Here is a 15,004-nt window from a genome sequence, read left to right on the forward strand (position 1 = left end):
TTGCGGGGGTTCTAGCGGCTCGGCGCTTTGCTTGCAATGCGGCGCGATCTGGCACAACTTGCGCGAGCCTTTCACGGATGCCCGCCGCCCATGCATTACCCCAGCCTGCCCGCCCTGACCGCCGATAAAACGCGCGCCCTGTCCAAGGGACCGCTCTGCCTGATCCTGATCGAAGATGACGTCGCGGTGGACGAAACGATCCGGCATCATGGCGCGCTTGGGTTCGGCACCGTGATCGTATTCTGCGATCCGGCCATCACCCTGCCGGATGATCTGCCGCTGCACCGCGTCGATCATGACGTGACCCGGCCCGAGGCGTTGCAAGAGATCGTCAATACCGTCAGCCTGGCCGCACGCGGGGCATGGATATTCACCTGCTATAACGCCGAATTCCTGTTCTTTCCCTTCAGCGAGGACCGCAATGTGCGCGAGATGCTGACCTTTGTGACCGAGGAACGGCGCAACAGCATCATGACCCATGTGATCGACCTTTACGCCCGTGATCTGACCGCCCATCCCGATGCGGTCGATCTGGAGGATGCATGGTTCGATGGCGCGGGCTATTTCGCGACACCGCGTCTAGACCCGGCGGGTGCGGCGCTGGACCGGCAGGTCGAGGTCTTTGGCGGGTTGCGCTGGCGGTTCGAGGATCATGTCCCACCCGCGCGCCGCAGGCTGGATCGCATCAGCTTTTTCCGCGCGGCCAAAGGGGTGAGCATGGGGCCGGACCAAAGGTTCAGCGACCCCGAATACAACACCTATGCCTGCCCCTGGCACCATAGCGTGACCGCCGCCATCTGTTCGTTCCGCGCGGCCAAGGCCTTGCGGCGCAACCCCGGCAGCCGGGGGGCCGTGGACGGGTTTCACTGGCCGAAATCGGTGCGTTTCACATGGCAGGCGCAGCAATTGCTGGATCTCGGGATGATGGAACCGGGGCAATGGTTCTAGCCGCGGTCTGATGGCGGGGATGCCATGACGCATAGGGCCAATCGGCGGCGCGCCGGACCAGCCCGGCACGGACCGGGGCCGTGGTCATCAGATGCATATGGCGGATGAAATCGTCTTCATCGCGGATCACATGTTCCCAGAACCGGCGCTGCCAGATACCTTTTTCGCCACGGCGTTTCTGCACCGGGGTCAATGTATCAGGCACCGGCAGATGCCGCGAGAAGCTGGATTTGATCATCCGCCAGCGCCCCGAGAAATCCGCATCCCCCGGCGGCAATGTCCAGATCATATGCAATTGCGCCGGCAGAATGACCGCCGCATCGATGTGAAACGGCGCTTGTTTGCGGCACAGCCGCACCGCATCGCGCAGCAGGGCGATCCGCGCCGTCAGCAGGTCGGATTGCGGGTCCTGTAAACGCAGGGTAAAGAAATAGGTCCCGCCGGGGACATAAAGCCGGATATAATGTGACATCCGGACAGCTTGGGACAGAATGGTTAATTTAGCATGTAGGGTGGATTGAAATCCACCTTACTTACTTGCGCCGCAGCCGGATCACGACATCGACCGAGGCAATTTCGGCCCCGGCAGGGGCATGGGGCAAGCGGCGGATTTCCAGCTGGTCAGCGGGAGCATCGGTCAGCTTGGCGGTATCTTCCCAATAGAAATGCGGGTGATCGGTCATATTGGTGTCAAAATAGCTTTTCGAGCCATCGACCGTGATCTCGCGCATCAGACCGGCATCACAAAAGGCGCGCAAAGTGTTGTAAACCGTGGCCAGCGACACTTTTTCACCGGCGGCACTGGCGGCGTCAAACAGGCTTTCGGCGGTGACATGGCGGTTCTGCCCATCGCCCACCAGCAGGTCAGCCAGCGTCAACCGCTGCCGCGTCGGGCGCAAGCCCGCCCCTGCCAGCCAGTCGGTTCCGCGATGGTTGTCCATGTCTTTCATCAGGCCTGTCCCTTGTCTGCCCCCTAATATGGGGGGAAACCTGTGAAAATCAAATGAAAAGACGCAGGCGCAGCCTTGGCCTTGCCCTTGCGGATCGCGGGGTGGTAGTCATCACGCCAAACCCACAAAACAGAACGAGACCCCCGCCATGGCCGATTTCCCCACCAGTTTCGACAAAGAAGCCCTTTTGCAATGCGCCCGTGGCGAATTGTTCGGCCCCGGCAATGCGCAATTGCCCGCGCCACCGATGCTGATGATGGACCGGATCACCGAGATTTCGGGCGACGGGGGCTTGCACGGCAAGGGCCATGTGGTGGCCGAATTCGATATCACGCCGGATCTGTGGTTCTTTGACTGCCATTTTCCGGGCAACCCGATCATGCCGGGCTGTCTGGGGCTCGACGGGCTGTGGCAGCTGACGGGGTTCAACCTTGGCTGGCGCGGCTGGCAAGGGCGCGGCTATGCTTTGGGTGTGGGCGAGGTCAAGCTGACCGGCATGGTCCGCCCCGACCGCAAGCTGCTGACCTACAAGGTCGATTTCACGAAAGCCCTGCAAACTCGCCGCCTGACGATGGGCGTGGCCAACGGCATCGTCGAGGCTGATGGGGAAGTGATCTATCAGGTGACGGATATGAAGGTGGCGCTGAGCGAGAGTTGAGGGGGGGAGTTAAGCTTACTTACTGTTTCGCTTATTCATTGATCTGATTCGATCAGATCTTACTTTCTAGCTAGCTGTCAAAGAACGTCTTTGTAAAACTCTCTGAAAAAGACTCCGTGCGTATAAAGTCACGCAACTGCTCTCTTGTCTTAGCCCCCGACGAAGCAACGAGCGTGTCAATATGCTTTGAAACTTTTTCTATGTGCTTCACATACTCTTCATTATCAAGGACTATCTCCAGGACGGATCTCCGAACTCGAGTTCGCTCTTTTTCTTTAGCTTCAAGAAGATTTGGGTTATGCCAAAATTTTCGTACTAGCGCATACAATACAAAAAACTTATTGATTACGTGAGCACGTGGAACTTTTGATGTTCGCACCAGATAGTCAAACTTATACAAAGAAAGAGCCGCCATATGATATAGCTCAACACTGTGATCCGCTAGAAAAATTCTGCTTGCGAACTCTTTACGTATTCCTCGGTGATCTCGTGCAGCACGGTTTGGCTGGAAGAAGAATGCAGCTGCTGAAACCTTCATGAGGTCAGATGGTTTCATTATGCGCGTTCGCTCGATCGCTACGTCTCTATATTGATTGTCACGCCTTTCAATGAGTAACCGCTCATCACCATCTTGACCAGCACAATATATTTCTAAATCTTTCATAAACGGCAATAGTGCCCAAAATTGATCCTCTCGGACTTCATTTTGCTTGTTTGTTCCAATTATTATCTTTGCAATAAAGTCTGGATCGGAACTTCCAATGAGTCTAAGCGGCACACTAATTTTCTTTGCAGTTTGAGGTGTCTGTGCTAAAATGTTAGTCGTTTGACAGCCATTTACTATCTGATAATCTTCAAGCGTAAAAGTGTCCCCTTTCCGAGAAATACTTTTAGCAACAACAGTTATACCATTATTCTTAAAAACAAAGGATGAAAGATCACCAGCCTCTATATCAGCCAGAATTGACTTATTTATTTCTGAATTCGGATTAAAATCTCGAACATTATCATAGAAAATTGCCCTATTGATGTGTCGATTACCTTGTCCATCCACGTCGCCCAGCGCCATTTCCAATATTTGGTCTGCAGTTACATAACCAATGTAAGCTTCCTCGATGTTCTCATGATCCGGAAGAGTAACATTCTTGGAGAAATTAATAGACGCTGACGATGAGTTTGTCGCAGCTCTAAATCCCTCCTGAATGTCCCGTGCACCTAAGCATGATATGTCTATTGAACCAAAAACGTTCAGTGCTTCTAGTCTACTACGGTTGCTATCAATAAGGGCTTGAATTGCCTTTGGCACCTCACCTGATCCGGTTGTGCAGAAAAAACACTTCAAATCTGGATTTGATCTTGTAGCAGCAGCAAAGACTGCGTCACGAACTCCTACTAGGTCTTCAATTTGATCACCACTGAGCAACTTTAAATCCGTGAAGAAATCATAAACGGCATCAAGAAATTTAGATATCTGTCCATAGTCGAGACTATCAGATGTTTTCGATTGATACATGCGAAATGAACCAACGTGATTCTTTCCAACAGACAGAATTGAGGCCGCTTCATCTGCATCAATGCAAAGGGTTCCCTGAATACAAATAGAAATTCCATCAATTCCAAACTCACTACCTTTTAGGTGCGCTCTGAACGGCTCGATATTTTCGCCTAAGATACCATTCTCGACGGCAAAGATCGACATTACTTCAAAGAAATCGCTGTCTTTGCCTTGTTCATGCGAGTTTGCGTTCTTAAAGTCATTCAGCTGAGCACGAACAATCGGGTTCATCGCCACAGAAAATCCTCCAGGTTCAAAAAATCAATTGGACAGTCGGCACGCCTACCCAAGCCCTCACCTTGATTATACTTCTGGATGAAGTAAATTGCAATACTTCTATTTTAAAGCGATTGGTGAGTTTTGTGTTCATCTGTTCATTAAAGCGCACTCCCTCCCCCACTTGCCCCCTCGCCTCCTCTCCCCTACACACACCCAAAGCCAGTTAGGGAGGCCGCATGCGCCGTGTTGTCATCACCGGGTTGGGGATCGTCTCGCCCATCGGGAATAATGCCACCGAAGTCACCGCCGCGCTGAAGGCCGGCACCTCGGGCATCGTCGCCTCTGCGGAAATGGCAGAACACGGCTTTCGCAGCCGCGTCGCCGGTACGCTGAAAATCGACGTGGCCGATCATGTGGACAAGCGCACCTTGCGCTTCATGGGCCCAGGGTCCGCCTATGCCCATATCGCGATGGGCCAGGCGATTGCCGATGCGGGGCTGAGCGCGGACCAGATCGTCAACCCGATGACCGGCCTGATCGCGGGCTCGGGCGGGCCGTCGACCTCGGCCATGTTCGCGGCGCATAACATCGTCAAGGACACGGGTGCTACCAAGCGGATCGGCCCCTTCGCGGTGCCCAAATGCATGTCCTCGACCGTCAGCGCGAACCTGGCGACGGCCTATCAGATCAAGGGGATGAATTTCTCGATCACCTCGGCCTGTTCGACGTCCCTGCATTGCATCGGCATGGCCGCACAGCAGGTCGCGCTTGGCCTGCAAGATACGATGTTCGCAGGCGGCGGCGAGGAATTGGACTGGACCCTGTCCTGCCTCTTTGACGCGATGGGCGCGATGTCGTCGAAATATAACGACACGCCCGAACGCGCGAGCCGTGCTTTCGACGCGGACCGCGACGGTTTCGTGATCGCAGGCGGCGGCGCGATACTGGTGCTGGAAAGCCTGGATGCCGCCCTGGCGCGCGGCGCGAAAATCTATGCCGAAGTCACCGGTTTTGCCGCCACGTCGGATGGCGCCGATATGGTCGCCCCCTCGGGCGAAGGCGGCGAACGCGCGATGCGCGGCGCGCTGAAAACCCTGCCAGAGGGGCGCAAGATCAGCTATATCAACGCGCATGGCACCTCGACCCCGGTCGGCGACGTGGGCGAGGTCGAGGCCGTGCGCCGCGTCTTTGGCCGTGGTACGACCCCGCCGATCAGCTCGACCAAATCCATGACCGGCCACAGCCAGGGGGCCACAGGCGCACAAGAAGCGATCTATTGCCTGCTGATGTTGCAGGATGATTTCATCGCGCCCTCGATCAATGTGGAAACGCTGGACCCCGCGCTTGATCCGGCCGAGATTGCGACGGTCCGCGTCGACAATGCGGGGCTGGATACGGTGATGACCAATTCCTTCGGCTTTGGCGGGACCAACGGGTCGATGCTTTTGTCGAAATATCAAGGGTAAGACGATGACGATCACATTGCAGGGCAAACGCGGGCTGATCATGGGCGTCGCGAATGAACGCTCGATCGCATGGGGCATCGCCAAGGCGATGGCCGATGCGGGTGCGGAACTGGCGTTTTCCTACCAGGGCGAGGCGTTCGGAAAGCGCCTCGAGCCGCTGGCGCAATCGGTCGGCTCCAGCATGATGGTCGATGTCGATGTGACAGACGAAGCCAGCATGGACGCCGCCTTTGCGATGATCAAAGATACATGGGGCAGGCTCGATTTCGTGGTCCATGCCATCGCCTTTTCCGACAAGAATGAATTGGCAGGCCGGATCATCGACACGAGCCGCGAGAATTTCAAAAACTCGCTGACGATTTCGTGCTATTCTTTCATCGACGTGGCCAAACGGGCCTCCGACCTGATGCCCGAGGGCGGCACCTTGCTCACGCTCACCTATCAAGGGTCCAACCGTGTCACCCCGTTCTACAATGTGATGGGCGTCGCCAAGGCGGCGCTGGAATCGGCGACCCGCTATCTGGCCAATGACCTTGGCCCCCAAGGCATCCGCGTCAATGCGATCAGCCCCGGCCCGATGAAAACGCTGGCAGGGGCCGCGATCGGCGGGGCGCGCAAGACCTATAAACACACCGAACAGAACACGCCGTTGCGCGCGAATGCAACGCTCGAGGCCGTGGGTGGCACCGCCGTCTATCTTGCCTCGGATGCGGGCGCCTGCACCACCGGCGAGATCATCCGCGTCGATGGCGGGTTTCACGTCTTGGGCATGCCGCAGCCCGACCATCTGGTCTGACCTGCATCTTCTTTTTTCCAAAAATACTCCCGGGGGTTTGGGGGCGGCGCCCCCATGCGGCTGCGCCGCAGCGCTCCGCGCGGGGATATTTATACTCGGAAGATGCAGGGGCGCGGTGCAAAGCCGCGCCCCTGCCCGTTACGCGGCCTTGATCGCCACGACTTCGACAGCAAAGGTCAGATCCTTGCCCGCCAGCGGGTGATTGGCATCAAGCGTCACCTCGGTTTCGGTCACCGCGGCCACGGTGACCGGCACCACCTGTCCCTGCGGCGTCTGCATCTGCAGCTGCGTGCCTGGATCAAGCGGGATATCGGCGGGGATATTGTCGCGCGGCACGGCCTGCTGGGCATCGGGGTTGTGATCGCCATAGGCTTCTGCACAAGGCACATGGACGGTCTTTTTATCGCCCACCTCCATGCCGGGGATCGCGGCATCAAGACCGGGGATGATCTGGCCAGAGCCGACCACGAATTCCAGCGGATCGCGCCCGGCAGAGCTGTCGAATGTCGCCCCATCTTGCAGGGTGCCGGTGTAATGGATCTGGACGGTATCGCCCTCTTTGGCCTGTGTCATCGCGTCTTTCCTTTCGTTTTCTCAATAAATCGCATCTCCTACCTAGGAAGCTCGGCCCCCGATTGCAAACCGCTTTGCCTCTTTCCGCCGCGCGCCTGCCGTGCCAAATTCGCGCCAAGGAGGGCCGCCATGCCGATCACCACCTGTGTTTTCGATGCCTATGGCACGTTGTTTGACGTGAATGCGGCGGCGGCCGAGGCCGCGAAAGACCCCGCTTATCCGGGCCTTGCGGCGGTCTGGCCCGCGCTGGCCAGCGACTGGCGGCGCAAGCAGCTGGAATATACATGGCTGCGCGCCGTGGCGGACCGGCATTGCGATTTCTGGCAGGTCACGCAGGACGGGCTGGATTGGGCGCTGGAGGCGCAGGGGCTGGAAGACCCCGCCCTGCGCGCGCGTCTGCTGGCGCTTTACCGCCATCTGCCCACCTATCCAGAGGTTCCTGCCATGCTGGCCAGCCTCAAGGCGCGGGGGCTTGCCACGGCGATCTTGTCGAACGGATCACCCGATATGCTTGGTGCCGCTGTTGCATCGGCGGGGATAGCAAAGCAGCTGGATGCTGTTCTGAGCGTTGAAAGCGTCGGTATTTTCAAACCGCATGCCCGCGTCTATGATCTGGTCGGCACGCATTTCGGCTGTGCTGCGGATCAGGTGCTCTTCGTCTCTGCCAACGGCTGGGATGCGGCGGGGGCTGCGGGTTACGGGTTCCGCACGATCTGGGTCAACCGGGCGGGCGCGCCGCTGGACCGGCTTTATGCGCAGCCGCATCATACACTGCCCGATCTTGCCCCCGTGCCAGAGCTTGTCTGATGCCCCATTTCACCACGGCTGACGGCCTAGCGCTGCATTACACCGACCAAGGCCATGGCCTGCCGGTGATCGCGCTGGCCGGGCTGACGCGCAATGGCGCGGATTTCGACCATGTCGCGCCGCATCTGCCTGTCCGCCTGATCCGGCCCGATTATCGCGGGCGCGGGCAATCGGATTGGGCCGATCCTGCGACCTATACGATCCCGCAAGAGGCCGCCGATACGCTGGCGCTGATGGATCATCTGGGGTTGGCGCGTGCCGCGATCCTCGGCACCTCGCGCGGGGGGTTGATCGCGATGCTGCTGGCGGCGACCGCCAAGGACCGGCTGATCGGCGTGGCGCTGAACGATATCGGGCCAGAGATCGCAGCCGCAGGGCTGGATGTGATCAAGGATTACATCGGCCGCAACCCGCCGCAGAAAACCTATGCCGAGGCGGCTGCCGCGCGCGCGAAACTCTGGACCCATTTCGCGGATGTCCCGATGGACCGCTGGCTGGCCGAGGTGCAGGCGCATTACGCGCAAAGCCCCGACGGGCTGGTGATCCGCTATGATCCGCGTCTGCGCGATGCGGTGCTGGATGCAGGCGCGCAGCCGGTGCCCGACCTTTGGCCCTTGTTCGATGCCTTGCAGGGTCTGCCGCTGGCCTTGATCCGGGGGGCCAATTCGGACCTTTTGACCCTGCAGACGGCGGATGAGATGGCCCGCCGCCGCCCCGATATGATCCGCGCCGATGTGCCGGGGCGCGGGCATGTGCCGTTTCTGGATGAACCACAGGCGCTGGCAGCGCTGCATGTATGGCTGGAGAAAATGCAATGAATATCGAGATGATCCGCGCCGCGGCAGAACGGCTTGCTGGCCATGCGCGGCGCACGCCGATCCTGACCTCGCCCTTTCTGGATGTCATCGCGGGGCGGCGCGTATTCGTAAAGGCCGAATGCCTGCAACATACCGGATCATTCAAGTTCCGGGGTGGCTGGTCGGCGGTATCGGCCCTGCCTGCCCAGGCCTTGCAAAAGGGTGTGATCGCCTTTTCCAGCGGCAATCATGCCCAAGGCGTGGCCTTGGCCGCGCGCAGCCATGGCGCGCCTGCGGTGATCATCATGCCCGCTGATGCCCCTGCGGTGAAGATCGCCAATACCCGCGCCTTGGGGGCAGAGGTCGTGCTTTACGACCGCACGACCGAGGATCGCGATGCCATCGGTGACAGGCTGGCCGCCGCACGCGGGCTGACGCTGATCAAGCCCTATGACGAACCGCAGGTCATCGCCGGCCAAGGCAGCTGCGGGCTGGAAATCGCGGCCCAGATGACCGCGCTTGGCGTGACCAGCGCCGATGTGATGGTCTGTTGCGGTGGCGGCGGGCTGACATCGGGGATCGCTCTTGCGCTGGCGGCTGATGCGCCGGGCCTGCGCGCGCGGCCAGTGGAACCCGAAGGCTTTGATGATGCCACACGCTCGCTTGCCAGCGGCCGGATCGAGCGGAACGCGCGGCTGTCAGGCTCGCTTTGTGATGCGATTGTCACGCCGCAGCCCGGCAATCTGACCTTTCCGATCATGCAGCAACATTGCGGGCCGGGCGTGGTGGTCAGCGATGATCAGGCCTTGCAAGCCATGGCCTTGGCCTTTGACCGGCTGAAAATCGTGCTGGAACCGGGGGGTGCAGTGGCGCTGGCAGCGGCGCTGTTCCATCCCGAGGCCAGCGAGGGCGATGCGGTGATCGCGGTGGCGACAGGCGGCAATGTCGATCCTGCCGTCTTTCTCAAGGCGCTGGCCTGATGCAGGTCATCCGCGACGGCGTGGCGCTGGATTATGACGTCACTGGGCCGGATGACGGCGCGCCTGTGGTCTTTGCCAATGCGCTGGGCACGACCCGCGCGATCTGGGATCAGGTCATCGCTGGCCTGCCCGCCGGGCTGCGGATCATCCGCTATGACATGCGCGGGCATGGTGCATCAGATGCGCCGGACGGCCCCTATAGCATGGGCCAGCTGGTCAGCGATGCCGAGGCGGTTTGCGATGCCGCAGGCGCGCGCGATGCCATGTTCGTAGGCCTGTCGGTCGGCGGGATGGTCGCCCAAGGGCTGGCGGTCAAACGCCCCGACCTGATCCGCGCGCTGGTTCTCTCCAATACCGCCGCCAAGATCGGCAATCCCAAGCTCTGGCAGGACCGGATCGACATTGTCCACGCCAAAGGGCTGGCGGCCCTGTCCGACGCCGTGCTGCAACGCTGGTTCGCGCGGGGCTTCTATGGCACGCCCGCGATGCAGCCATGGCAGGCGATGTTGGAAAGCACGCCTGTTGCGGGTTACATCGGCACCTGTGCGGCCATCGCGGGCACGGATTTCTACACCCCGACCGCGGGCCTGCGCATCCCGACGCTGGGGATTGCGGGGATCGATGACGGATCAACCCCGCCTGATCTGGTGCGCGAAACGCTCGATCTGATCCCCGGATCGCAATTCGTGCTGATGCGCCGCGTGGGCCATCTGGCTTGTGTCGAGGACCCCGCAACCTATGCCGCGCATCTGGCGGATTTCATGAAAGCAACCGGCCATGTCTGATTTCCTGCTGATCCACGGGTCTTGTCACGGGGCATGGTGCTGGGATGATCTGATCCCGCATCTGACCGCCGCAGGGCATAGCGCGCGGGCGATCGACCTGCCCTCGCATGGGCAGGACAGGACAGCTGCGGGCGAGGTGACACTTGACCTTTACGCCCGCGCTATCGTGGCTGCGATTGATAGGCCGGTCATTCTGGTCGGCCATTCGATGGCGGGCTATCCGATCACTGCCGCCGCCGGGCTTGCGCCTGACAAGATCAGCGCGCTGGTCTATCTTTGCGCCTATGTGCCGATGGCGGGCAAGTCGCTGGCGCAGATGCGGCGGATGGCACCGACGCAGCCTTTGCTGGATGCGATTATCGTGGATGAGGCGCGCATGACATTCCGCGTCGATCCGGCCAAAGCGGCGGGCAAGTTCTATCACGATGTCCCGCCCACCCGCGCGGCCTGGGCCATTGGCCAGCTGGGGCCACAGCCGATCCTGCCGCAGGAAACGCCGCTGGTGCCAAACCATAGCCTGCCCCGGCATTATCTGCGCTGCACCGATGACCGGACCATCCCGCCGGAATTTCAGACGACGATGACCGCAGATTGGCCCGCAGGCACGGTGACTGATCTGCCGACATCGCATTCGCCCTTCCTGTCCGATCCCGCGCTGCTGGCGCAGCATCTGGACCGGATCGCGCGGATCGGCTGAATGGGACTTGCAAAGGGTGCCGGACGGCCCGACGCTGGGCGGATGGACAAACGCCTGCCCGTCACCTTCATCCTGATATCGGTCATGCTGGACGCGATGGGGATCGGGCTGATCCTGCCGGTGATGCCCGCGCTGATCCAAGAGATCGAGGGCGCAGGCATCGGTGCTGCCGCAATTTGGGGCGGCGTGCTGGCGACGGCCTTTGCGGCGATGCAATTCCTCTTTGGCCCGACACTGGGCAGCCTGTCTGACCGCTATGGGCGCAGGCCGGTGCTGATCAGCTCGCTGGTCATCATGGCGCTGATCTATGTGCTGATGGCGCTGGCGCAGATGATCTGGTTGCTGCTGATCGGGCGGATCATCGGCGGGATCACGGCGGCGACGCAAGCGACATCCGCCGCCTATATGGCCGATATCTCGCGCCCCGAAGAAAAAGCCGCCAATTTCGGCCTGATCGGTGCGGCCTTTGGGATGGGGTTCATCTTTGGGCCGCTGATCGGGGGGATCCTGGCGGAATATGGCACCCGCGCACCTTTTTGGGCGGCGGCGATGCTGGCGGGGGCCAATGCGATCTTTGGCTATTATGTGCTGCCCGAAACCGTGACCGACCGCATCCGCCGCCCGTTTTCATGGCGCCGGGCGAACCCTTTGGGGGCGTTTCGCAATATCGGCGCGCTGCCGGGGCTCAAGCGGCTGCTGCTGATCAGCTTTGTCTATACGATCGCGTTTTTCGTCTATCCCGGCGTCTGGGCCTATTTCGGGGCCGCGCGTTTCGGCTGGGGGCCGGGGATGATCGGGCTGTCGCTGGCGGTCTTTGGCGTGGGTATCGCGGTCGTGCAGGGGCTGCTGATCCGGCCGATCATCGCGCGGATCGGCGAAAGGCGGGCGGTGATCCTCGGGCTGGGGGTCGATGTGGCGGCTTTTGTGGCACTTGGCTTTGTCACGCAGGGCTGGATCGCGCTGGCGCTGACGCCGCTGACTGCGCTGGGGTCCATCGCGGGACCCGCGCTGCAAGGGATCATGTCGCGCAGCGCCGCCGATAACCAGCAAGGCGAATTGCAAGGCACGATCACCTCGATCAATGCGGTGGCGACGATCATCGCGCCGCTGCTGGTGACGCAGACCTTCTGGTATTTCACAACGCCCGATGCGCCAATCTATCTGCCCGGCGCGCCTTTCTTGCTCTCGGCCTTGCTGACCATCGGCTGTATCGCCGTTTTCATCCAGACACCAAGGCCAAAGCGCGCCCGCGTCACGTAAGGTCGCGTTCGGGCTTGCAGACAGGGGGCAGCTTGGTCAGGTTGGCCGTGAGATATGCAAAAGGAGCCATCATGCCCCAGATCAAAGCCGCCGTCTGCCATGCTTTCGGCGCACCGCTCACAATAGAGACGGTGACCCTTGCCGCGCCCCATCATGGCGAGGTCGAGGTGACGCTGAAAGCCTGCGCCATCTGCCATTCCGACGTGACCTATATCGACGGCGGCTGGGGCGGCACCCTGCCCGCGGTCTACGGTCACGAGGCAGCGGGCCATGTCACGGCACTGGGTGACGGCGTGCGCGGGCTGGCCTTGGGTGATCCGGTGGTGGTGACCCTGATCCGGTCCTGCGGCACCTGCCCGTCCTGCGCAGGCGGGCGGCCTGTCGCCTGCGAAAGCGATATGGCCAGCGGGCCGCTGACGATGGCCGATGGCAGCCCGCTGCATCAGGCGATGAATACCGGCGGCTTTGCCGAACGCGTGGTGGTCAGCCAAAGCCAGGTCGTGAAACTGTCGGAGACAATTTCGATGGAGGCCGCGTCCCTGCTGGCCTGCGGTGTCATCACCGGCATCGGTGCGGTGGTGAATGCCGCGCAATTGCGTGCCGGGCAGGATGTCGTCGTGATCGGAACGGGCGGCGTCGGGCTGAATGCGATCCAGGGCGCGCGGATCGCGGGGGCCCGCCGGATCGTCGCCGTGGATATGACACCCGAAAAGCTCGAAATCGCCCGCGAATTCGGGGCGACCGATATGGTGCTGGCGACCAGCGACAAGCCCTGGCGCGCCGCGAAAGAGGCGATGGGGCGCGGGGCCGATGCGGTCTTCGTGACCGTGGGTGCAATCCCCGCCTATGATCAAGCACCGCAATATCTGGCCAATGGCGGCAAAGTCATCATGGTCGGCATGCCGCATTCGGGGGCGATGTCCAGCTATGAACCGGTGATGCTGGCCGCCACAGGCCAAGGCATGGTCGGCTCCAAGATGGGCGATGTGGTCATTGCACGCGATATTCCCTGGATGGTCGATCTTTATGAACAAGGCCGGCTGAAACTGGACGAGCTGATCTCGGGCCGTTGGCGGCTGGACCAGATCAATGCGGCGATTGCCGATACCAAGACCGGGTCAGCCAAACGCAATGTGATCATCTTCGACTGATTATCGCATCTTCCGAGCCCAAATATCCCCGCCGGAGGCATCCTAACCTCACCCCGACCACCAAAGCTGCGATGAAAAACCACGCCCCGGGCCTGACCCGGGGCCTCGCCCTCAGATCAGGGACAAAGCCATGAAACTTGCCGATCTCGACATCATCGTCACCGCCCCCCCTGCCCCCGGCTGGGGCGGGCAATATTGGATCATCCCCAAGGTCACGACCGATACCGGCATTGTGGGCTATGGCGAATGCTATGCCTCCTCTGTCGGGCCAGAGGCGATGAAAGCCGTCATCACGGATGTTTTCGCGCGCCATATGGCCGGCGAGAACCCCGAGAATATCGAATTGATGTTCCGCCGCGTCTATTCCGCAGGCTTTACCCAGCGCCCTGACCTGACGGTGATCGGCGCCTGGTCCGGGCTGGAAATGGCCTGTTGGGACATTCTGGGCAAGGACCGCGACCGCCCCGTCCATGCGCTGATCGGCGGGCGCACGAACGACCGTATCCGCGCCTATACCTATCTTTACCCCCGCCCGTCACATCCGCTGCCCGATTTCTGGTCCAGCCCCGAAATGGCCGCAGAGGTCGCGCGCGACATGGTGGATCAAGGCTATACGGCCGTGAAATTCGACCCTGCCGGCCCCTATACGATCCGCGGCGGGCATATGCCCTCGATGCATGATCTGTCGCTCTCGATAGCCTTTTGCAAAGCCATCCGCGAGGCTGTGGGCGACCGTGCCGATCTGCTGTTCGGCACCCATGGCCAGTTCAGCACCGGTGGCGCGATCCGGCTGGGCCAGGCCATCGCGCCCTATAGCCCGCTGTGGTTCGAGGAACCGATCCCGCCTGACAACGTGGCCGAAATGGCCAAGGTCGCGGGTGCCGTGCCGATCCCCGTGGCCACGGGCGAAAGGCTGACCACCAAGGCCGAATTCGCCACCGTGCTGCGCAGCGGGGCGGCGACGATCCTGCAACCGGCCCTCGGGCGGTCGGGCGGTATCTGGGAGACCAAGAAAATCGCCGCCATGGCCGAAGTCTATAACGCGCAGCTGGCCCCGCATCTTTATGCAGGCCCCGTGGAATGGGCGGCCAATATCCAGCTGGCGGCCTCGATCCCGAATATCCTGATGGCCGAAACCATCGAAACGCCGTTCCATATGGCGCTGATCAAGAATAGCCTGCGTGTCGAGGATGGCTATATCCCCGTCCCCACCGCCGCCGGTCTGGGGATCGACTTTGATGAAGACCTTGCCCGCGCGCATCCCTACACCGGCGATGGGCTGCATTTGCAGATGCAGCAGGACCCGATCGGCTATCACGGGGTCAACAGCTTTGCCGGTGGTGCGCCGGTCAAGCGATGAAT

16 protein-coding genes are annotated in these 15,004 nt (G+C 60.8%); 12 read left to right on the plus strand and 4 right to left on the minus strand.

The features are described from left to right. Positions 1–90 precede the first annotated feature (90 nt). A complete protein-coding gene (locus LOKVESSMR4R_RS11065; RefSeq protein WP_087208382.1) occupies positions 91–948 on the plus strand; it encodes a glycosyltransferase family 2 protein in 858 nt (285 codons plus the stop codon). On the opposite strand, the gene LOKVESSMR4R_RS11070 is transcribed toward LOKVESSMR4R_RS11065, so the two are convergent. Further along, on the minus strand, positions 887–1,420 hold the full coding sequence (locus tag LOKVESSMR4R_RS11070; RefSeq protein ID WP_087208383.1) for an REP-associated tyrosine transposase: 534 nt from the start codon (positions 1,418–1,420) through the stop codon (positions 887–889). The genes LOKVESSMR4R_RS11065 and LOKVESSMR4R_RS11070 overlap by 62 nt on opposite strands. Positions 1,421–1,481: 61 nt before the next feature. Then, positions 1,482–1,898, minus strand: a complete 417-nt coding sequence (irrA, locus tag LOKVESSMR4R_RS11075; RefSeq protein ID WP_087208385.1) for an iron response transcriptional regulator IrrA — start codon at positions 1,896–1,898, stop codon at positions 1,482–1,484. A gap of 148 nt (positions 1,899–2,046) precedes the next feature. On the opposite strand from irrA, the gene fabA reads away from it, so the two are divergent. Next, positions 2,047–2,556, plus strand: coding sequence for a bifunctional 3-hydroxydecanoyl-ACP dehydratase/trans-2-decenoyl-ACP isomerase (gene fabA, locus LOKVESSMR4R_RS11080; protein WP_087208387.1), 510 nt, complete (start codon positions 2,047–2,049; stop codon positions 2,554–2,556). Positions 2,557–2,626: 70 nt separating this feature from the next. On the opposite strand, the gene LOKVESSMR4R_RS11085 is transcribed toward fabA, so the two are convergent. Further along, positions 2,627–4,342, minus strand: coding sequence for an AIPR family protein (locus LOKVESSMR4R_RS11085; RefSeq protein WP_087208389.1), 1,716 nt, complete (start codon positions 4,340–4,342; stop codon positions 2,627–2,629). 224 nt (positions 4,343–4,566) lie between these two features. Between LOKVESSMR4R_RS11085 and LOKVESSMR4R_RS11090 the strand changes: the two genes are divergently transcribed. Both LOKVESSMR4R_RS11090 and LOKVESSMR4R_RS11095 read left to right on the plus strand, forming a co-directional pair. Then, positions 4,567–5,796: a beta-ketoacyl synthase N-terminal-like domain-containing protein gene (locus LOKVESSMR4R_RS11090; RefSeq protein WP_087208392.1), complete on the plus strand. Its 1,230-nt coding sequence runs from the start codon at positions 4,567–4,569 to the stop codon at positions 5,794–5,796. A 4-nt stretch (positions 5,797–5,800) separates the two neighbouring features. Continuing rightward, positions 5,801–6,592 (plus strand): enoyl-ACP reductase FabI, encoded by a 792-nt coding sequence (locus tag LOKVESSMR4R_RS11095; protein ID WP_087208394.1) that lies wholly within the window; start codon positions 5,801–5,803, stop codon positions 6,590–6,592. Positions 6,593–6,730: 138 nt separating this feature from the next. Here LOKVESSMR4R_RS11095 and LOKVESSMR4R_RS11100 read toward each other — a convergent pair whose 3' ends face one another. Beyond that, entirely contained in the window at positions 6,731–7,165 is a 435-nt protein-coding gene (locus LOKVESSMR4R_RS11100) for an FKBP-type peptidyl-prolyl cis-trans isomerase (RefSeq protein ID WP_087208396.1), read from the minus strand. Positions 7,166–7,294: 129 nt separating this feature from the next. On the opposite strand from LOKVESSMR4R_RS11100, the gene LOKVESSMR4R_RS11105 reads away from it, so the two are divergent. The 8 genes from LOKVESSMR4R_RS11105 (at position 7,295) to LOKVESSMR4R_RS11140 (ending at position 15,002) form a co-directional block, all read left to right on the plus strand. Then, entirely contained in the window at positions 7,295–7,972 is a 678-nt protein-coding gene (locus LOKVESSMR4R_RS11105; RefSeq protein ID WP_087208398.1) for a haloacid dehalogenase type II, read from the plus strand. Beyond that, positions 7,972–8,790 carry an alpha/beta fold hydrolase gene (locus LOKVESSMR4R_RS11110; RefSeq protein ID WP_087208400.1) on the plus strand — a complete coding sequence of 273 codons (819 nt, stop codon included), beginning with the start codon at positions 7,972–7,974 and terminating at the stop codon, positions 8,788–8,790. The genes LOKVESSMR4R_RS11105 and LOKVESSMR4R_RS11110 overlap by 1 nt, the downstream gene beginning before the upstream one ends. After that, positions 8,787–9,749, plus strand: coding sequence for a threonine ammonia-lyase (locus tag LOKVESSMR4R_RS11115; protein ID WP_087208402.1), 963 nt, complete (start codon positions 8,787–8,789; stop codon positions 9,747–9,749). Before LOKVESSMR4R_RS11110 ends, LOKVESSMR4R_RS11115 begins: the two co-directional genes overlap by 4 nt. After that, on the plus strand, positions 9,749–10,534 hold the full coding sequence (gene pcaD / locus LOKVESSMR4R_RS11120) for a 3-oxoadipate enol-lactonase (protein WP_087208404.1): 786 nt from the start codon (positions 9,749–9,751) through the stop codon (positions 10,532–10,534). The genes LOKVESSMR4R_RS11115 and pcaD overlap by 1 nt, the downstream gene beginning before the upstream one ends. Further along, on the plus strand, positions 10,527–11,231 hold the full coding sequence (locus LOKVESSMR4R_RS11125; RefSeq protein WP_087208406.1) for an alpha/beta fold hydrolase: 705 nt from the start codon (positions 10,527–10,529) through the stop codon (positions 11,229–11,231). The genes pcaD and LOKVESSMR4R_RS11125 overlap by 8 nt, the downstream gene beginning before the upstream one ends. 42 nt (positions 11,232–11,273) lie before the next feature. Further along, the gene (locus LOKVESSMR4R_RS11130) at positions 11,274–12,491 is read left to right on the plus strand and encodes a TCR/Tet family MFS transporter (RefSeq protein WP_087208407.1); all 1,218 of its coding nucleotides are present in this window, start codon (positions 11,274–11,276) and stop codon (positions 12,489–12,491) included. Between the two features lie 71 nt (positions 12,492–12,562). After that, positions 12,563–13,642, plus strand: a complete 1,080-nt coding sequence (locus LOKVESSMR4R_RS11135) for a zinc-binding dehydrogenase (RefSeq protein ID WP_087208409.1) — start codon at positions 12,563–12,565, stop codon at positions 13,640–13,642. 130 nt (positions 13,643–13,772) lie between these two features. Further along, positions 13,773–15,002 (plus strand): mandelate racemase/muconate lactonizing enzyme family protein, encoded by a 1,230-nt coding sequence (locus tag LOKVESSMR4R_RS11140; protein WP_087208411.1) that lies wholly within the window; start codon positions 13,773–13,775, stop codon positions 15,000–15,002. The last annotated feature ends 2 nt before the right edge of the window (positions 15,003–15,004 follow it).

This window comes from Yoonia vestfoldensis (assembly GCF_002158905.1).
Taxonomy (GTDB): Bacteria; Pseudomonadota; Alphaproteobacteria; order Rhodobacterales; family Rhodobacteraceae; genus Yoonia; species Yoonia vestfoldensis_B.